The organism is Pelorhabdus sp. sgz311001, assembly GCF_055901755.1.
Map to the genome: position 1 here is coordinate 267,713 of NZ_JBVXUT010000005.1, position 16,867 is coordinate 284,579.

Annotated in this window: 24 protein-coding genes; 3 read left to right on the top strand and 21 right to left on the bottom strand. The window is 44.0% G+C overall.

The window, feature by feature from the left end; all coding sequences use genetic code 11:
• Positions 1 to 10: 10 nt before the first annotated feature.
• From AC0MXB_RS14050 to AC0MXB_RS14065, 4 genes are all read right to left on the bottom strand, one after another.
• Positions 11 to 1,291 (bottom strand): FAD-dependent oxidoreductase, encoded by a 1,281-nt coding sequence (locus AC0MXB_RS14050; protein WP_474040337.1) that lies wholly within the window; start codon positions 1,289 to 1,291, stop codon positions 11 to 13.
• Between the two features lie 116 nt (positions 1,292 to 1,407).
• Positions 1,408 to 1,941: a spore maturation protein gene (locus AC0MXB_RS14055; protein ID WP_474040338.1), complete on the bottom strand. Its 534-nt coding sequence runs from the start codon at positions 1,939 to 1,941 to the stop codon at positions 1,408 to 1,410.
• Positions 1,934 to 2,533: a nucleoside recognition domain-containing protein gene (locus AC0MXB_RS14060; RefSeq protein WP_474040339.1), complete on the bottom strand. Its 600-nt coding sequence runs from the start codon at positions 2,531 to 2,533 to the stop codon at positions 1,934 to 1,936. Before AC0MXB_RS14060 ends, AC0MXB_RS14055 begins: the two co-directional genes overlap by 8 nt.
• 72 nt (positions 2,534 to 2,605) lie before the next feature.
• Complete coding sequence (locus AC0MXB_RS14065; protein ID WP_474040340.1) at positions 2,606 to 3,751, bottom strand: D-alanyl-D-alanine carboxypeptidase family protein; 1,146 nt, start codon at positions 3,749 to 3,751, stop codon at positions 2,606 to 2,608.
• A 137-nt stretch (positions 3,752 to 3,888) separates the two neighbouring features.
• Here AC0MXB_RS14065 and AC0MXB_RS14070 point away from each other — a divergent pair, with 137 nt between their 5' ends.
• On the top strand, positions 3,889 to 4,080 hold the full coding sequence (locus AC0MXB_RS14070) for a rubrerythrin family protein (protein ID WP_474040341.1): 192 nt from the start codon (positions 3,889 to 3,891) through the stop codon (positions 4,078 to 4,080).
• 40 nt (positions 4,081 to 4,120) lie between these two features.
• Here AC0MXB_RS14070 and ytfJ read toward each other — a convergent pair whose 3' ends face one another.
• The 6 genes from ytfJ to AC0MXB_RS14100 all read right to left on the bottom strand — a co-directional run bounded on the left by ytfJ (position 4,121) and on the right by AC0MXB_RS14100 (position 8,182).
• Positions 4,121 to 4,567 (bottom strand): GerW family sporulation protein, encoded by a 447-nt coding sequence (ytfJ, locus tag AC0MXB_RS14075; protein WP_474040342.1) that lies wholly within the window; start codon positions 4,565 to 4,567, stop codon positions 4,121 to 4,123.
• Positions 4,568 to 5,194 carry a DUF2953 domain-containing protein gene (locus AC0MXB_RS14080; RefSeq protein ID WP_474040343.1) on the bottom strand — a complete coding sequence of 209 codons (627 nt, stop codon included), beginning with the start codon at positions 5,192 to 5,194 and terminating at the stop codon, positions 4,568 to 4,570.
• 121 nt (positions 5,195 to 5,315) lie between these two features.
• Positions 5,316 to 5,840, bottom strand: coding sequence for an SMC-Scp complex subunit ScpB (gene scpB, locus AC0MXB_RS14085; protein WP_474040344.1), 525 nt, complete (start codon positions 5,838 to 5,840; stop codon positions 5,316 to 5,318).
• 10 nt (positions 5,841 to 5,850) lie between these two features.
• Positions 5,851 to 6,555 (bottom strand): segregation and condensation protein A, encoded by a 705-nt coding sequence (locus tag AC0MXB_RS14090; RefSeq protein WP_474040345.1) that lies wholly within the window; start codon positions 6,553 to 6,555, stop codon positions 5,851 to 5,853.
• A 4-nt stretch (positions 6,556 to 6,559) separates the two neighbouring features.
• Positions 6,560 to 7,549, bottom strand: a complete 990-nt coding sequence (gene trpS, locus AC0MXB_RS14095; protein WP_474040346.1) for a tryptophan--tRNA ligase — start codon at positions 7,547 to 7,549, stop codon at positions 6,560 to 6,562.
• Positions 7,550 to 7,564: 15 nt separating this feature from the next.
• Entirely contained in the window at positions 7,565 to 8,182 is a 618-nt protein-coding gene (locus AC0MXB_RS14100; protein ID WP_474040347.1) for a site-2 protease family protein, read from the bottom strand.
• Between the two features lie 197 nt (positions 8,183 to 8,379).
• Between AC0MXB_RS14100 and AC0MXB_RS14105 the strand changes: the two genes are divergently transcribed.
• Together AC0MXB_RS14105 and AC0MXB_RS14110 are read left to right on the top strand one after the other, a co-directional pair.
• A complete protein-coding gene (locus AC0MXB_RS14105) occupies positions 8,380 to 9,069 on the top strand; it encodes a zinc dependent phospholipase C family protein (protein ID WP_474040348.1) in 690 nt (229 codons plus the stop codon).
• A gap of 76 nt (positions 9,070 to 9,145) precedes the next feature.
• Entirely contained in the window at positions 9,146 to 9,889 is a 744-nt protein-coding gene (locus tag AC0MXB_RS14110) for a hypothetical protein (protein WP_474040349.1), read from the top strand.
• A gap of 60 nt (positions 9,890 to 9,949) precedes the next feature.
• Here the strand turns inward: AC0MXB_RS14110 and AC0MXB_RS14115 are convergent, their stop codons facing one another.
• The 11 genes from AC0MXB_RS14115 to AC0MXB_RS14165 all read right to left on the bottom strand — a co-directional run bounded on the left by AC0MXB_RS14115 (position 9,950) and on the right by AC0MXB_RS14165 (position 16,816).
• On the bottom strand, positions 9,950 to 11,491 hold the full coding sequence (locus AC0MXB_RS14115; RefSeq protein ID WP_474040350.1) for a spore germination protein: 1,542 nt from the start codon (positions 11,489 to 11,491) through the stop codon (positions 9,950 to 9,952).
• On the bottom strand, positions 11,472 to 12,056 hold the full coding sequence (locus AC0MXB_RS14120) for a stage V sporulation protein AE (RefSeq protein ID WP_474040351.1): 585 nt from the start codon (positions 12,054 to 12,056) through the stop codon (positions 11,472 to 11,474). Before AC0MXB_RS14120 ends, AC0MXB_RS14115 begins: the two co-directional genes overlap by 20 nt.
• Positions 12,057 to 12,470 (bottom strand): hypothetical protein, encoded by a 414-nt coding sequence (locus tag AC0MXB_RS14125; protein WP_474040352.1) that lies wholly within the window; start codon positions 12,468 to 12,470, stop codon positions 12,057 to 12,059.
• A 24-nt stretch (positions 12,471 to 12,494) separates the two neighbouring features.
• Positions 12,495 to 12,887 (bottom strand): hypothetical protein, encoded by a 393-nt coding sequence (locus AC0MXB_RS14130; RefSeq protein ID WP_474040353.1) that lies wholly within the window; start codon positions 12,885 to 12,887, stop codon positions 12,495 to 12,497.
• Positions 12,888 to 12,892: 5 nt separating this feature from the next.
• Positions 12,893 to 13,246 (bottom strand): stage V sporulation protein AE, encoded by a 354-nt coding sequence (gene spoVAE / locus AC0MXB_RS14135; RefSeq protein WP_474040354.1) that lies wholly within the window; start codon positions 13,244 to 13,246, stop codon positions 12,893 to 12,895.
• Positions 13,247 to 13,257: 11 nt separating this feature from the next.
• Positions 13,258 to 14,271, bottom strand: a complete 1,014-nt coding sequence (gene spoVAD / locus AC0MXB_RS14140; protein WP_474040355.1) for a stage V sporulation protein AD — start codon at positions 14,269 to 14,271, stop codon at positions 13,258 to 13,260.
• Positions 14,272 to 14,275: 4 nt separating this feature from the next.
• Positions 14,276 to 14,725: a stage V sporulation protein AC gene (spoVAC, locus tag AC0MXB_RS14145; protein WP_474040356.1), complete on the bottom strand. Its 450-nt coding sequence runs from the start codon at positions 14,723 to 14,725 to the stop codon at positions 14,276 to 14,278.
• A gap of 120 nt (positions 14,726 to 14,845) precedes the next feature.
• Positions 14,846 to 15,235: a dodecin family protein gene (locus tag AC0MXB_RS14150; protein WP_474040357.1), complete on the bottom strand. Its 390-nt coding sequence runs from the start codon at positions 15,233 to 15,235 to the stop codon at positions 14,846 to 14,848.
• Positions 15,236 to 15,290: 55 nt separating this feature from the next.
• Positions 15,291 to 16,019 carry a SigB/SigF/SigG family RNA polymerase sigma factor gene (locus tag AC0MXB_RS14155; RefSeq protein WP_474040358.1) on the bottom strand — a complete coding sequence of 243 codons (729 nt, stop codon included), beginning with the start codon at positions 16,017 to 16,019 and terminating at the stop codon, positions 15,291 to 15,293.
• An 11-nt stretch (positions 16,020 to 16,030) separates the two neighbouring features.
• Positions 16,031 to 16,462, bottom strand: coding sequence for an anti-sigma F factor (spoIIAB, locus tag AC0MXB_RS14160; RefSeq protein ID WP_474040359.1), 432 nt, complete (start codon positions 16,460 to 16,462; stop codon positions 16,031 to 16,033).
• A gap of 18 nt (positions 16,463 to 16,480) precedes the next feature.
• Entirely contained in the window at positions 16,481 to 16,816 is a 336-nt protein-coding gene (locus AC0MXB_RS14165) for an STAS domain-containing protein (RefSeq protein WP_474040360.1), read from the bottom strand.
• Positions 16,817 to 16,867: the final 51 nt, after the last annotated feature.

Sequence of the window (16,867 nt, forward strand, 5' to 3'; positions counted from 1 at the left end):
TTTGTCCCTCCTATACTAAGCATTGACTATATACGCCAGCCATTCCAGTTTGCACCGCCCGCGCTTGAATCACTGTCGAGTCCGCCGAATAAAGCCCGCTGGCTTTCATTCGATCAAAATAGACGGAGCCGGAAAAAGTATAACGTTTACCCAGAGCATCTGGGCTTGTCGCTTGTTCGTGAATAAAAGCGATAAAATCACCGCTGGCTGTGTCGCGGCTAAGTAATAGGTAATTCATATCAAGGGCGTACCGCACCGCATTATGACCAGCAAGAAGCCCTGTAATAATTGCTTCCGTATGACCTACGAGAGCGCCGCATTTTTCGCCGCAACAAAACAGATTTTCCATTCCCTCTACCTGGAGGGTAAGATCATTCGGCGCAATTCCCAAATAGCGCATAGAGTTGCCTTTGCCGCCGGCATAAGGGTCTTCAAAGCGGGCTTTTTCTAGCCCTGGAAGCTGTCGAAGATCTTCTAGGGGAAAATAAGACGTCATCAGTTTTGCATGGCCGGTATCAAGTAAGATAAGGTTGTCGCCAAATTCCGGCAGAGCATACTGAGAGCAGGCTTTTTTCCCCAGAACATTTTTCTTATTAAACTTGGGCGGTAAAGGAATTAAAGCAACGCCTGTCTCATTCAATTGGCCCTGCAACTCTTTGCTAAGCGATTCTTTATTGAGCTTACAAGAACCACTCATAGCGCCAACTGTTCCATCTTCTTTCACCGAAGCCATCTCTTTGATTCCGCACAAACCAGTAATACTGACCCGCGGTCCAAAAGCCGGACAGCGAAGAATACACATAGCGCAGCCGTTGCCATATTTCATACAGTTTCCCATCGGCCCGGCGGAGCCAGTGGCATCAACAAACACGTCACCCTTCAGTTCCTCTCCCGCCTGAGTAAAGAGAGACGTGATCTTTTTCCCATATTTCGTGACATCGACAATCCTTGTTTGTAAATAAAGCCCTACGCCGTAGTCGGTAAGAAGTGCTTTGATTTTTGGCTCCATCAACGCTACATCGTAGAGCGAAGCATGATTATGGCCGGGAAATGCAATGTTTTTATGTCTAGCATTTGCATCCATAGCCAAAAACAAATCACCGCCGCCCATAGCAATCGCTTCTTCCGCTGCCGTATATCGTCCATTATTGCGAAAAATTCCGCCCACAAGCCCTGTTCCTAGCAACATATCGCTTTTTTCGTATAAAGAGACAGTCGCGCCCGCCTTGGCCGCTGCAAGCGCGGCGGCACAGCCAGACCAGCCGCCGCCGACAATGATGACATGAATCATTAAGTCCCCTCCTATCATCACTTTAAACACAATACAGTCTATTCACGGTGAGTAAGTCTGACACAACAAAAGAGCCAAAACAAAAAAACCGCCTGACAGCGGTTTTCCAAACGATTTCACAAAAAAAATTTTTGACAAACGTAGAGCGAGGCCACTAGGCCGATTACGTCACCACATAACCCGACGAACAAGGAGTAACGCGGATTTTTCACACCAACAGCGCCAAAATAAACGGTTAAAACATAAAAAGTTGTATCAGTACTGCCAATGATCACAGAGGCTAAACAGCCAACAAAAGAGTCGGGTCCAAACCTATGAATCAACTCAGCCGTCATACCTAAAGCACCGCTGCCAGAAAGCGGCCTTAGCAGAGCTAAGGGGAGAATTTCTTCAGGTATTCCCCACAAACTACACCAAGGGGCTACGCAACCAGCCAAAGCTGCCAGCGCACCGGAATCGCGAAAAATAGCAATAGCCACCATCATTGCTACTAAGTAAGGCATAATCCTAAGAACCGTAGAAAAGCCTTCCGACGCGCCTTCTACGAAGGCTTCATATACTTTCACACCGCGAATCAAGCCGATTAACGGAATAAACAATAGCAACAACGGGATCAGCCAAGCGGCAAAAATCGTAAGAAGGTCATTCATGAAAATGCCTCCGCCGCTGTGTCAATAGTCGCATAATGCGATCAAGAATCAACACGCTAACCGTAGCCGCAAGACTTACGATCAGTGTAACTCCTGTAATATTAGCCGGATACAGCGACCCTGCTGCAAAACGCAACGCAATAATCGTAGCTGGCACTAAAGTGAAACCAGTCGTACAAAGCGCTACCAGCGTGCACATATCGGCAGAAGCTCGATCTTTTTGCGGGTTTAACCGTTGCAATTCTTCCATGGCTTTAATCCCAAGCGGCGTCACGGCATTGCCAAGCCCTAGCATATTAGCGCTCAACATCATCACCACAGCGCCAATAGCCGGATGCGACTTAGGCACGCCTGGCAATAACCAGCAAATCAAGGGATGCATAAAGCGCGAAAGGGCTTTAACTACACCAGCTCGTTCCGCAATTTTCATAATTCCCAGCCATAACGACATGACGCCAATCAATTTAAAAGCAAGTACAACCGCAGATTCGGCTCCGCTGATTGCACTGTTAGTAATTGTCTCGATACGTCCCGTTGCCGCGGCGTAAAGAATTCCTATAATAATTAAAAAAAACCAAATTATATTAATCATGACAGCCCTCCCCCCTATGATTTTATGCGGGGAAAGAGAAAAGCTAGAACAAAAAAGCCTAACCAAAACAGGTTAGGCAAAGTTGCGAATTAAAAACATGAATACGCCCCAAACAGAACTCCACATCGTCTTAAAGAGCGATTTTTTTTCAACAGTATCTTGGGCTAAAAGATCAGCCGAATCAATCACTTTCCCCTTATATAGCAGCCTGACTTCACCGATCTTTTGATCTTTAACGACAGGGGCTGTAATCGTATCAGGGGCATCAATCTGCGTCTTAAATTCTTTTTGATCTCCCTGTGATACGGCCATAAACAAATCCTTGCTAGCATAAAGCGCTACAGCATTCTCTTCTTTACCTGCTTCGACTTTAACGGTCTTTACAATATCGCCTTGTTTCAGCAAAGGCTCAGCCTGGACTTTTAAAAAAGCATAATTTAGCAAGGCAATAGAATCATCCCACATGCGTTCGCTGTCAAAAACAACGACAATAAGCTGTACGCCATCCCGTTTCGCACCTGATATGAGACAACGACCGGCAGCATCCGTATAGCCTGTCTTAACGCCATTAGCGCCATCATACAACCACAACATGCGATTTTCATTGAAAAGTTCACGATTATAAGGTTTTCCTTGCCAAGGCAGCTGTTTGACCTTAGTTGATACAATGTCTTCAAACAAAGGAAGGCGATAACCATAAGCTGTAATTTTCGCCATATCAGCTACCGTTGTATAATGATTGGGATCAGGCAGACCGCTGGTATTGGTAAAATGAGTATGGGTTGCGCCGATTTTCTGCGCCTTTTCCGTCATCAGATGAGCAAAGGCTCCTACCGACCCGGAAATATGTTCCGCTACGGCGACGGTCGCATCATTGCCAGAAATCATCATCATACCATAAAGCATATTCAACATAGAAAGCTGCTCGCCTACCGTAAGCGATAAAGAAGAACCTTCCGTTTGAGCGGCATTGGCGCTCGTCGTAACAATGTCATCCATCTTGCCTGCTTCTAACGCCGTAATCAGTGTCATGACTTTTGTTGTACTGGCAGGATAGCGCCGTTCATCAGCATTTTTTTCATATAAAACTTTTCCGGTAGACGCTTCAATCACAATAGCCGACTTCGCTGTAATTACAGGCTCAGCAGCTGCATAAAGAGGTGTGGGCATTGCTACAACCAAACAAAACACAGTACATAGCAGTGCGATCAGTCGCATGAGTAAAAATCCTTTCTAGAGACAATTGAGAGTAAAATACCTATTTATTATAGCCACTTTTCTTGCAAACGTCAAAATACTTCTTACCATACATGATCAGGGAATCTATCGGAAAGAATAAACGAGGAGGTGAAACAATGGAAACAATTGACGTTCGTACGGCGCTTCGCACTACGCTGACACAAAAACAAGAGCTGGTAAGAGACTATCAAAGCTTTGCCGAAACCATTAATAACGAAAAAGTAGCCGCGCTCTATCGAGAGTTTGCTGAACAAGAAGGCTATGCCGCTGCTACTATTAAAGATGAACTTGATAAGTTGTCACAGTAAAAAAACTGTCGCTGCCAATTTTTTTGGCGCGACAGTTTTTTTACTCGTCTTCTGTTTCCTGATCGTTTGGCTGAGATTGCGGCGATATTTTATGGGTTCGGCACCCTTTTGCCTGTAAAAGCTCTTGAATTTTATCAAAAACCTGCGGCACAAGATCGACCACTCTGTCATAAATTAAATGACCATCTACCTGTAAAAAGCGAATACCGCTTACGGGAGAACACACGAGAAATCCTACAGGTTTTACACTGACGCCAGCGCCGCTGCCACCGCCGAACGATAAATTTTCCCCTATTCTTTCGGTTTCACCGGCAGGCAAACCGTTGCCGCCACCTGCAGCAAAACCAAAAGCGACACGCGATATAGGAATAATAACCGTTCCATCTGGTGTTTCAACAGCATCGCCCACAATAGTATTTACATCGACCATTTCTTTAATACTTTCCATCGCTGTTTTCAAAAGCCCTTCAATTGGATTATCGCCCATTTATCCTACCTCCTTAGAACGTTTTGTAAAACGAGTAAGCAGAACGTTCATAAGATTGCCTAATGGCAGGGAAAATATACATTCCAGTTCCATCGAAAAACGCTCTTCCTGAAAGTGAGGTTCTACCTGCACCAAGGGCTTATGTCTAAAGGGCATATAGCGTAATAGATAGGCAATAAAAGAATATTTCATTGTCCACAATAGTCCGCTTACTAAACCAGTCTCGGCTGCATCTTTTCGTCCCACATGAGTCTTCCAAAACAATTTTTCGCACTTGCCGCGTCGCAATAAAAGCAAAACTAAATTTTTATAATCATCTACTATATTTTCTAGTAGATGCACGAATCGAAGCAATTCACGCGGATGCAGCAAATAACGTCTGATCCAAGCGGCAAACCGGTGCTTTTCTTTCGGTTCATTCGCAACAACCCAAACTCGGCCTTCTTTTAGAACCACCTTAAGCGGAACGGTGAACGCATAATGGAATATATTTTTCCAAGTAGCCACAGTAATTGTTAAGCTTTGCGTCTGACCTTGATCGCGATAAGTAATCGACACATAAAGTTTCAGATTCCATACAACAAAGCAGAGCAGAATTATTAGCATAAGGGCTAGAAAAAGCATCATTCTTTCTCCCCCTTTTTGTTTACCATACCCGAAAAAAAAAGTTTTATACTAGACTAGCCATTTAAACTGAAAATCGCAATAAAAAAGACTGCCTCTTAAGCAGAGACAGCCTTCTTTTATATCAAGTATTTTCGCTAATAAATTCTGTAAGATCTGGTAACTCCTTCAAACTACGCAATCCAAAAGACTGCAAAAAGCCTTCTGTTGTACCATATAAAATGGGCCGACCAATCGCGTCTTTACGGCCAAGTTCTCTGATTAGACCTCGCTCAACTAGCTGAGAAATAATCCGCTCCGCTTTTACCCCGCGTACCTGCTCAACTTCCTGTCTCGTAACAGGTTGACGAAACGCAATAATAGCTAGTGTTTCGAGCGCGGCAGCGGACAGCTTTGCGTCTTGAACCTGCCCTAATTGTTCAATATAGGCGGCAAATTCTGGCTTAGTACAAAACTGAAATCCGCCAGCGACCTCAACAATCGCCAATCCTCTATGACTAGCAGCAAGATCAAATTGCAGCCGATCAATGAGTTCGCGTACATTGAGCTCGTCAATCGACAATATCTGCGCTAACTTACTTGCCGCAAGCGGTTCGCCGCTAGCAAACAATAACGCTTCAATCGGCCCTTTTAAGTTCTCGTAAAACACGACTCTCCCTCTACTCCCTTGCCGTGAGATAAATCGGCCCAAACAGGCCTTGTTGCTCAATGTAAATTCGCTTCAAGCGCAAAAGTTCTAGAATAGCCAGAAAAGATGCTACAAGCTCTTGCCGACTGCCAGAGCGAATAAAAGTCGCTTTAAATTCGAGACGTCCTTTACCGCGTGTTAACAATTGAAGAATATCAGCCATTTTACTTTGTACACTGACTTCTTCATGATCGACCAGAGTAATTTCGGGCACTGTGCTTTCCCATACAGCCAAAAAAGCTTTAATTAATTCATTCACTTCCAGACCGCAAAGGGGCTGATAAATTCTAGCAAATTCGGCAGGTTCCCGCGTAAAGCAAAGCGCCCGCTCTTTATAAAGTTCGCCCATTTTTGCTGCTACTTCTTTAAACTGACGATACTCTACTAATCGGTTAACAAGTTCCGCCCGCGGATCTTCTTCCTCTACATCTAGTTCTACCTTGGGCGGTTTCGGCAGCAGCATGCGCGATTTAATCTGCAGCAAAGTAGCCGCCATAACCAGAAATTCACTGGCAATTTCCATATCAAATTCAGTCCAACTGGCAATATAAGCTAGATATTGTTCTGTAACCTGCGCAATGGGAATATCATAAATATCAATCTGATTTTTCTCAATCAGATGCATAAGTAAGTCAAGCGGCCCCTCAAAGGCATCGAGGCGAAGATTATATTCCATAGTTTCAGCCTAAATGCATCGCTGCTCGAACTTCTTCCATGGTAGCTGCCGCCACTTTTCTAGCCCGTTCGGCGCCATATTGCAGAATTTCCTTCACTTTGTTGGGTGAAGCCTCTAAAGCTTGTCTTCTCGCATGAATGTCAGCTAAGCCAGTGACTAAATGTTCGGCTAAATTCTTCTTACAGTTTACACAGCCAATTTCGGCATTGCGGCACTGTGATTCAATTTGACCGACTTCTTCTTTGGAGAAAAACTGATGAAATTTAAAGACGGTACATACTTCAGGGCGACCGGGATCAGTCCGTTTTACCCGCTGCGGATCTGTCACCATAAGCTGCACTCTCGAACGTAGTTCATCCGGAGAAGCGGAAAAACTAATGTCATTGCCATAGGATTTACTCATTTTCCGTCCATCAATCCCAGGCAGAATCGATGCCTTCGTAAGAGCAGCCTGCGGTTCGGGGAAAATAGGTTGATACATATAGTTGAAACGACGTACAATTTCACGGGTCAACTCCAAATGAGGTAGTTGATCTTCACCCACAGGAACTGTATCGGCTTTGTATAAAATGATATCAGCTGTCATAAGTTCAGGGTAGCCAAGGAACCCATAAGTACTGAGGTCTTTGCCTGCAAGGCTTGTCTGCTGAATTTTATCCTTATAGGTTGGTACACGTTCTAGCCAAGATAACGGCGTCATCATCGATAATAAGAGATGAAGCTCGGCATGTTCTTTTACATGGGACTGAACAAAAATCACGTTTTTTTCCGGATCTAAACCAGCACTCAACCAATCAAGAGCCATATCATGAATGTATCCTGGCAATTTGCTAGTATCTTCATAAGAAGACGTTAAGGCATGCCAGTCAACAATCGAAAAATAGCATTCATACTGCTCCTGCAGCTTCACCCAGTTTTCCAAAGCTCCTAAATAATTTCCCAGATGAAATTTTCCGGAAGGCTGCATACCGCTGAAAATACGACTTTGACTCATTAGACTCACTCCTAGTTATACGAAAATTAAAATCACGCTTTTAATAATAAAGGAAAGCGCTCGAACTGCCGGGTAGATAATCATGCTAAATACGCCTGTAAACATGAGCCCCATCAATACAAAAGTAGCATAAGGCTCGATTCGTTCAAACCAATAGCCCATTTGCGGCCATAAGCTGCTGAGCACCTTAGAACCATCTAGCGGCGGCAACGGCATTAAGTTAAACACTGCAAACATCAGGTTATAAGTATAGGTAAAATCAAGAACCATCTGCAATTCAAATGATAACAGATTGAGCTGCAAAAATACTACTTTGAGGACAGCTACAGTAAAGGCTATAAGCACATTTGACAAAGGTCCCGCCAAAGCAACCCAAAACATGCCCCGCCGGCGATTATAAAAATTATTAGGATTGACTGGAACCGGTTTAGCCCAACCGAATTGAAACAGCCACAGCATAAGCAGCCCAATCGGATCAAGATGTGCCACTGGATTCAGCGTCAGTCTGCCTAAAGCCCGCGGCGTAGGATCGCCAAAAGAAGCAGCTACACGCGCATGGGCATATTCATGAAACGTCAGCGCAATTAGCAGCGCCGGAATGCGAAAAATCATATAGCTATCGAAACCGAACACGCACTTTCCTCCTTAATTTTCTGAAACAAGAAAGTTTCTTTACTTATTTTAACACAGAACTGTCCGAACTGAAACACTCTCACTGCAGCAAGCCTTCTTTACAAATCCTTAATCAAATTTTTAAGAGAACTTCGCATTGCCGCCTCAGAAAAATTTTATAATAAAATCAATCAAATCCCCTTAAAGGAGATGCATCCATGGCTAAAGCGATCCAACGTCAATCCCCTCTCGCCTATGGAGCCAAATTATTTATATTACTAGCCAGACCGCTTTCTTCCAAAGTAGTTTGTCCAACCCATGAATTTATCAATGAGGCGGCCCTTGAACTCCTACAAAAAGCAGGCTTCGAATCAGAAAGTCGGTTTCTACTTACCTATCTATCAGCCTTGCAAGAAGGCGTTACCTGGGCCGATTCAGGCTATCGCAATATTAATCATTTTTTTCATCCGCAAACGAAGCAAGGGCTGTTCGGCTTTGCCAATGCTGCTTATGATTTTGCCCTTTACTTAAATAAGTCGCGTCTTTATAGCAAACAAAAAAAATGGTCAAAAAGCTGTTTTTATCTTGGTGCAGCCGCGCACTTGCTCCAGGATGTCTGTGTTCCCCATCATACCTCGTGTTTGCTCTTTGACGGTCATAAAGAATATGAGGCTTGGGCGGAGCAAAATTACCGCGACTACTTTGCACCACCAGCGCCGCTAACCCCTTATTTTAGAAAACCATTCTCCCTTTTTTTCACTAATGCATCGGCCTCCTTTGCCGCTTTTGACCTGATGAAAGAAGGTTCTACTCCCATCTATCAACAGGTAACAAAAATGCTTTTGCCCCAAGCGCAATATTCTACAGCCGGACTCTTTAACTGGTTTTATCACTTAGTTGCCAGATAGATCCTTCACGCATAAAGACCACTTAATTCGAACAGGCTAGACATAAGTCTAGTAACGAGAAAGCAGGTCGATATGCATGAACCAACGCCATTTAGTAAATAGTTTGGTTGTCAGTACACTCATTGCGGTGCTTCTTACCGCAGGTTGTGATCTAGGTCAAGCCCAAAAAAAGCCGGAAATAGGGCCAACAGGTTCTGGCGAAACAACAAAAACCAATCCACCTTTTTGGCAGCGTTTTGAAAAACCGCCGCAAATTTTTTACGATTTAGAGCCAACAGGTGGTATTTTATTTGAAAAAATCAAACAAAAGAACTGGTCGGCAGCCGCTTTAGATGTAGCCAATCTGCGTCAAACCTGGGAAAATACGAAACTTGCCATTGGTGCCAAAAAAGGAGTAGTTGAAGCCGATGAAGCTCTGGAAAAACTAAATCAAGCGATTACAGCACAAAATAACTTGACCGCCTATGAAGCATTAAACGAGTTTTTTAGCGCCTCAAGCGATGCGGCAAAATCTTATAAATTCTCTCCCTTAGCTGATTTGCTGCAAATTGGCAATGCCGCTCGCAGTGTAAATTACTATGTAACTGATAAAGATTGGTCAAAAGCAGCGGCTAAAGCTCAGGAACTAGAACAAACCTGGGAGCAAAATAAGCCCTCTTTGGAAATGATGGGAATTCTGGGAAAGGTTACGCAAACCCACAGCACAATTAAAGGCTTGCGTGATGCTGTCGGCGGTGAAAACCAAGGACAGGCAGAAAGCTTGTTAAAAAATCTAAATGAAAGTCTTGCTAATATCCGGGACTTTTACAAAAATAAATAATAAAATCAGTTCATGGAAAACCGACCCTCACTCCGCGAAAAGCGGGGAAAAGAGTCGGTTTTATTTTTCCTTATCATTTTTTGCCTTTAAATCGTCTTCTTTATCCTTCAAATCGTCTTGCTCTTTATTCTTGTTTAGGGCCATCTTTTCCTCCCGGCTACTCCGCTGCGGCTTTAAAACAGCAGGTCGTAAAACCTTTTGCGGTAAAGGTAGTCGCAAAATTACACTTTTCAAAGCGGAAAACTGAAAGGGTAAAGCCGGCCATAAATAAGGAACGCCAAAAGATTTGGTGCGTACCATAAAGAGAAAAATGAGACAAAGCAAGGCGAAAAGTCCTGTAAGCTTAAAGAAAAGTACCGAAGCAATTAATAGTATGCGCAGTAGACGAATCGCCATGGCAAGCTCCACACTGGGCGTGGCAAAAGCGCCTACAGCCGCAACGGCCGTATAAAAAATGACTTCATTGCCAAATAAGCCGACTTTAGTAGCAAAATCGCCCAGCATAAAAGCACCGATAAACCCCAAAGCAGTCGATTGGGCTGATGGAACATGAACCGTTGCCATGCGCACAAGCTCAACACCAATTTCCGCTAAAATAAACTGAATTCCCAGCGGAATAATACCGGGATCACGAGGCCCTAAAAACATAAGTGCTTCCGGCAGAATTTGCTTATCAAGGACTAGGGCGAGCCAAATGGGCGGCAGTAATAAGGACAAGGCGATTCCAAACAAGCGAATGAGACGAAGATACGAACCGATTAATACATTTTGATGATATTCTTCCACATGCTGCACATGATGCCAGAAGGTAGTTGGCAAAATCATAATATTAGGCGATGTATCAACAATCAGGCAAATATGGCCTTCTAGCAAATGGACAGCCGCTACATCAGGCCGTTCCGTATAACGTACCGAGGGAAGTATGTTCCAGGGGCTATGACCGCCAATATATTCTTCTATGGCTTTTTCCGCCATAGGGACGCCATCGACGACGATATTCTGGAGACGCTCTTTGACTGTATCAACAAGTTCAGGATTGGTAATATCTTTAATATAGGCAATCGCCACATCACACTGCGACCGTTTCCCCACCTTTACAATCGTAAAGCGCAGATTAGGATCACGCAAACGGCGACGAATGAGCGCTGTATTAAAAGGTAGCGTCTCAACAAAAGAATCGCGAGATCCTCTAGTGACCTTTTCAATGTTAGACTCAGCTGGCGACCGAGCCGGATAGGCGCGCGCATCAAAAATCAAAGCCTCTGTTTCACCATCAATAAAGAAAATCAGTTCACCTGATAGAATACTGATTACCGCTTCATTCCAGTCTTTGGTTTTCTTCACTTGCGAATGAGTCGCTCGCGAATAGAATACTTTTTCTAAGGTGTTGATCGTCAGTTCTTGCTGCTTTAAGGTCATCATATCTTGGAAAACATTCGTTAACAGTACATCATTGGTCATTCCATTAATCGAAAAAGAAGCTGATCGTCGCGATCCAACATGATACTCGCGAAAAACGATATCAAAACTTTCGTCGGTTCCTAGCAGCGCTTTCATGTTTTTGATATTTTCGTCGAGTTTTTTATGAATGGTCTCGCTCATAACTGCTCACACCCTTTAATATGGCTAATATCGCTTTCTTGGTAATCGGAGCGCCTTGACAGACATGATCGGCATAATCCATTTTGCCAATATCGCCAATACCGACAATCAGAGGAATTTTTAATTCATTCAATACATCAACCGTGTCGCCAAATACTAGCGGCAGCCCTAACGGCGCCACAGTCGGCTTGCCAAATTTATTAACAGGACCGCTTATGATTTTCCCTCGTCTCGTAATACAAAAGTCAGTCAGCACACCAGTTCCGCCAGCGTTAGACGCTACTGCTAACGCGCCTAGTACTTCGATGGCCGGATGAAGCGCCACATATTTTAAAGCTTGTTCACCGCATCCCAAATCCTTATGCCCTTTATCATCAAACAAAACTAGAACAGGATCATAAGGAACCTCTTGTAGTAAAGCAACAATTTCAGGGCCGCTAATTGGTGTGGGATTGCCGCCGGAAGCGCTGATACATCGAAGACCTAGTGAATAAGCCACGCTTTCAACAACCTGTTGGGCCGCCTGATCGCCGTCAGTCACTAATATTACACGGATTTTTTGCATTTACTGATTTTTCTGCTGCAATAGCTGCTCCATTTCGGCTACAAGAGTTTGACTTTGTTCCATCACTTGCTGTAAACTCTGGAGCCCATTTTCCAACTCCTGCGATAGCTCATAACGCAAGTTGGAAAGCTCTTGCAGCTTTTGCGAAAAGTCTTGTTGATTAGAAGAAATAGCTTGATTTTGCTGACGGCTTTGCATTACATTTTGCCCTGAGTTGTCACTTAGGCTTGACTGCGCGGTATTATTACTGCTATTGGTGTTATTACTGCTATTCCCTTCCTTACTGTTATCGGAAACGGCTTTTTGTAAATCCAGTATATCTTGCGCCATTTCCTGCAATTTTTCCATAATGGTTGTTTCTTCTTTACTGTTTTCGCCGCCTGTATACAGAGGTCTCGTAAGTTTCCTGGCCAACTTTTCCCCAACCTTTCCTTGCCCTTAGAGGTTTTTTATAAAATAAAAGACTTGCATGCAAAACATCAGAAAAGCAAACCGCATATTGATCACGGCAAAAGGAAATCGCAGTTTGGCAAAAGATTGCCATAAATGGGCCGAAGGCTCAAACTCAAAACCACGAACTACCTTTCCTGCGGCATAATTGCTGAAAATTCCACTTGCAGCTACAAATAATAGCTTTGGCAGCGGTCCATTCACATCAATCTGACTAAAAAGTCCTGCGGCAAAAACTCCTTGTATTCCCAAATGGCAAAATAGTGATGCTATAATTTGACCTACCTGATTAATAAGGGACGCTAAAATGACATAATGAGGATATCGTAGGCCAATGACCCCGATAGAAACGATAAAGCCAATCACATCGATTACATACATAAAGCCTACCCCTTAGGATTAAACACAAGAGATACAAGAAATCCAAAGAACAGCGCTGCCATAAGTCCGCCGGCGGCGGCGCGAAAGGCTCCGGTAAAGAGTCCCAAAACTCCATTTTTATCAATATCCTGAATAACACCAACAGTAAGTGCATGGCCAAAGCCAGTCAAGGGTACTGTAGCGCCAGCACCGGCCCAATCAACAAGCGGCTGATATAAACCGAGGCCACTAACCACTGCGCCGAGACTGACAAAAAGCACTAAAATATGAGCGGGAGTTAACGGAGTCAAATCCATAAGCAATTGACCAATTACACAAATACAGCCGCCCACAATAAACGCTGCTAAATAGCTCTGCATTCGCTTCCTCCTTATATTCCTGCTACAGCTATCGCGTGAGCTATGCAGGGAATCGTTTCTTTTTGCTGATACGACGTGGGACTGTGCAAACTACCAGTTCCCACAATAAGTACTTTTTTGAGCCGTCCTGCTGCCAGTTCTTGATAAATGGGCCCCCCGAAAACAATCGCAGAACTAGCACAGCCGCTGGCGCCGGAATGAGTATCCTGCTCCTCCGTATAGATCAGGCAGCCACAATCTTCATAACGACCTTTTACGTCATAACCAGCTTCTGCCATCATATCAATCACCAAGGCTTTACCGATTTTACCGAGATCCCCCGTAAAAATATGATCATAGTCACTTGGCGTAAGGTTCAGATCCCGAAAATGCTGCAACATAGTATCTACGGCAGCAGGCGCCATGGCTGCGCCCATAGCATTAGGATCTTGTACGCCAGCATCAATAATCTTGCCGATTGTCGCCGCCTTAATGTTAGGCCGCTTTGCAGCCGCTTTTGCAGCCAAAAGAACCGCGCCAGCACCAGTTACAGTCCATTGCGCCACTGGCGGACGCTGTACGCCAAGTTCCGTGGGAAAACGATATTGTCGTTCGGCGGCATCATGATGGCTTGACACGGCTGCAATTACTTGATCAGCAAATTGGCCGTCAAGTAACATTGCGCCAACAGCAAGTGTTAAAACCATACTGGAACAGGCGCCATAAATACCAATAAAGGGCCGTTGCAGCGTTCGATTCGCAAAATGAGCGGACATTAACTGATTCAAAAGATCGCCTGCTAGAATATAATCAATCGAATCAAGTGTCTGAGCTCCTTTTTTTGCCGCTTTCTGTACAACCCATTCCAACATCGCAGCTTCGCACTGTTCAAAACTGTCATAGTCTAATAGGTTATCTTCTAACACCCGGTCAAAATAAACAGAAAGATTTCCTGCTGCTTCCATGGGACCGCCAATAATAGCTGTTGCCAAAAGACTTGGCGGTAAAGAAAAGATAACGGTTTGCTTTCCGGCTTTCTTTGACAAAACCCTAGCCTCCTTTCAACCAAAGATGCGCCACTCCTACTAGAAAAGCCGTTACCGTACCATAAAGAATGACCGGACCTGCCACCACAAAAATCTTCGCTCCGACGCCAAGAACATAGCCTTCGCGCTTAAACTCTAAGGCTGGAGCAGCCACCGAGTTAGCAAATCCCGTAATCGGAACAACGGAACCAGCGCCAGCCCGCTTGCCCAGTTCATCATAAACGCCCAACCCCGTAAAAAAGGTTCCTAGAAACACAAGGAGAATCGAAGTTGCTGTTGCCGCGTCTTGTTTGGCTAGCCCAACCGAATTGATAAACTGGCCTTGAATGAACTGCCCCAAAAGACAAATCATTCCCCCCACGCCAAAGGCCCAGAGGCAATTTTTTAGAAGCGGCGGCTTAGGACTTTTTTCTTTTACTCGCGCTTGATACTCTTGTTGCTGCGCTTGATTCATTCCATCCACCTCTTGTGTTATTGTGACCACTGCGAAATAAAAACATGCACCAAGCAAAAGCAAATAAAAAAACAGACGAAGGTCACATCAATACTGAGTTTCCTTCGTCTGTTTTTTTATTTATTTTACTTTAAAAGCAATCCGCACATCTGCTTTATATTCGGCTATTTTCCCGCCAGCAATGGAAGCTGTAAAATTAGTTGCCTCTACGCCAGTAATTTCATCAATTGTTTGATCTGCCTCTGCTACGGCGCTATTGACGGCTTCTGTCCAGTTATGCGGTGAAGAACCGACTAGTTCAATGACTTTTACAACCATAGGCTTACCTCCCTTATCTGTTAGAATATCATTATTTTGCACGATTCCTGTTATTTTATCCGCTAAAACCTGCTTGGCCCGGACGGGAGAACGTTTTGTATAATTTTCCGAAAACAAATAATACGTGAGAAGCGTAGCCGTAAAAAAAACAATTACGCCGCCAAGGATCCAATGAAACCGCTTGTCAGGCAAAAAAATCACCTCGCTTTTTTCTTAGTATGGGCCCTTTTACTTTTTTTATAAAATTTTAACGGTTTGCCGCAAGCTGCCGCAGAAATATAAGCGCCTTTTTTTCTAAGCGTGAAACCTGTACCTGCGATAATTGCAACAGCGAGGCAACATCTGCCTGCGTAAGATCATCAAAAAAGCGCAATTTAATAATCTGCCGTTCCTTTTCTGACAATCGTTCCAGCATTTGCTGTAAATTTAATCGTTCAATCAGATTTTTCTCTTCTTCCACGCCTTTAAGCCGCTCTAATAAAACCGGCTGCGTTTCATCAGCAGAAAAGATGGGATCGAACAAAGAAACAGGCGGCTGTACTGCTGTAAGAGCAGCTGCTACTTCAGGAGCTGCCAAATTCATCACTTCCGCCAGTTCCAAAAGAGAAGGCTCTCTGCCAGTTCGTTTTTGCCAGTTTTCCTGCTCTAACCGAATTTGGTAAGAAAGTTCCTTGACCGAACGGCTTACTTTTATGGGATGGTCATCACGAATAAAGCGACGAATCTCACCTAAAATCAAGGGGACTGCATAGGTAGAAAATTTCGTCTCATAGGTAAGATCAAAGCGCTCTATGGCCTTAAGCAATCCAATTGAGCCGATTTGAAAGAGATCCTCTTCTTCAAATCCCCGACCAAGAAAACGCCGCACAATGCTGTGCACTAAGTTTAAATTTTCCTTTACTAATATTTCTTTGGCTCTTTCATCGCCAGCCTGGGCCTGAACCAGACAAGCTTTAAATACATCATCTGTCAGCACAGTCTCCCCACCTAATGAACGCGATTCGCATCGCAGCGTTTGATCATGGTGACAGTCGTTCCTTCACCTAACTTAGATTGAACAACTAATTCATCCATAAACGATTCCATAAACACAAAGCCAAGCCCCATTCGTTCCGGATCGGTTGAATAAGCAGGCTGCCTGGCCAAGGCAATATTTTCTATGCCAACACCAAAATCGGCAATGACAAATTCGAGATTTCCTTCTAATAGGCTCATTGTAAACTCAATAATCCCTTCACCGCCCTCATAACCGTGAATCATAGCATTGGAAACAGCCTCAGATATAGCGACTTTAATATCTTCAAGTTCCCCAAGCGTAATATCTGTCTGTGCGGCAAAAGCCGCAGCAGCGACACGGGAAATAGCTACGTTTTCTTCATTACTCATAAGCTTCATGATAATTTTATTTTTAACAGCCATCACTTGCCCTCCCTATTCTTACAGCTCTTGTAAGGCCGCTTCTTCCGTCTCATAATTTAAAAAAAGTTGAACCAAACCAGAGCACTCTAAAATGCGACGTACCTGAGGCTGTACGTTTGTTACAGCAACACAGCCACCTAAAAGCTGTGCTTTTTTATAACGTCCCAATAGGGCGCCAATACCAGAACTGTCAATAAAGGTAAGACCCGAAAGATTTAAAATAAGTTGACTGCCTTTACGACTATTGAGAAAACTATCAACAGCATCGCGAAAATCCTTGACTGTTAACAAATCAAGCTCGCCTTCCAATCGAACTACGATTTTACCAGAACACATTTCTACGGCTACATTCATGGCATCCTCCTGCTTTCCATTCACATTTCCTCTACACTTCGCTAAAAGGAA

Excerpts from the sequence above, each read along its gene's own strand:
- AC0MXB_RS14050 (WP_474040337.1), bottom strand. The coding sequence starts at position 1,291 with ATGATTCATGTCATCATTGTCGGCGGCGGCTGGTCTGGCTGTGCCGCC.
- AC0MXB_RS14055 (WP_474040338.1), bottom strand. The coding sequence starts at position 1,941 with ATGAATGACCTTCTTACGATTTTTGCCGCTTGGCTGATCCCGTTGTTG.
- AC0MXB_RS14060 (WP_474040339.1), bottom strand. The coding sequence starts at position 2,533 with ATGATTAATATAATTTGGTTTTTTTTAATTATTATAGGAATTCTTTAC.
- AC0MXB_RS14065 (WP_474040340.1), bottom strand. The coding sequence starts at position 3,751 with ATGCGACTGATCGCACTGCTATGTACTGTGTTTTGTTTGGTTGTAGCA.
- AC0MXB_RS14070 (WP_474040341.1), top strand. The coding sequence starts at position 3,889 with ATGGAAACAATTGACGTTCGTACGGCGCTTCGCACTACGCTGACACAA.
- ytfJ (WP_474040342.1), bottom strand. The coding sequence starts at position 4,567 with ATGGGCGATAATCCAATTGAAGGGCTTTTGAAAACAGCGATGGAAAGT.
- AC0MXB_RS14080 (WP_474040343.1), bottom strand. The coding sequence starts at position 5,194 with ATGATGCTTTTTCTAGCCCTTATGCTAATAATTCTGCTCTGCTTTGTT.
- AC0MXB_RS14090 (WP_474040345.1), bottom strand. The coding sequence starts at position 6,555 with ATGGAATATAATCTTCGCCTCGATGCCTTTGAGGGGCCGCTTGACTTA.
- trpS (WP_474040346.1), bottom strand. The coding sequence starts at position 7,549 with ATGAGTCAAAGTCGTATTTTCAGCGGTATGCAGCCTTCCGGAAAATTT.
- AC0MXB_RS14105 (WP_474040348.1), top strand. The coding sequence starts at position 8,380 with ATGGCTAAAGCGATCCAACGTCAATCCCCTCTCGCCTATGGAGCCAAA.
- AC0MXB_RS14110 (WP_474040349.1), top strand. The coding sequence starts at position 9,146 with ATGAACCAACGCCATTTAGTAAATAGTTTGGTTGTCAGTACACTCATT.
- AC0MXB_RS14115 (WP_474040350.1), bottom strand. The coding sequence starts at position 11,491 with ATGAGCGAGACCATTCATAAAAAACTCGACGAAAATATCAAAAACATG.
- AC0MXB_RS14120 (WP_474040351.1), bottom strand. The coding sequence starts at position 12,056 with ATGCAAAAAATCCGTGTAATATTAGTGACTGACGGCGATCAGGCGGCC.
- AC0MXB_RS14130 (WP_474040353.1), bottom strand. The coding sequence starts at position 12,887 with ATGTATGTAATCGATGTGATTGGCTTTATCGTTTCTATCGGGGTCATT.
- spoVAE (WP_474040354.1), bottom strand. The coding sequence starts at position 13,246 with ATGCAGAGCTATTTAGCAGCGTTTATTGTGGGCGGCTGTATTTGTGTA.
- spoVAC (WP_474040356.1), bottom strand. The coding sequence starts at position 14,725 with ATGAATCAAGCGCAGCAACAAGAGTATCAAGCGCGAGTAAAAGAAAAA.
- spoIIAB (WP_474040359.1), bottom strand. The coding sequence starts at position 16,462 with ATGGCTGTTAAAAATAAAATTATCATGAAGCTTATGAGTAATGAAGAA.
- AC0MXB_RS14165 (WP_474040360.1), bottom strand. The coding sequence starts at position 16,816 with ATGAATGTAGCCGTAGAAATGTGTTCTGGTAAAATCGTAGTTCGATTG.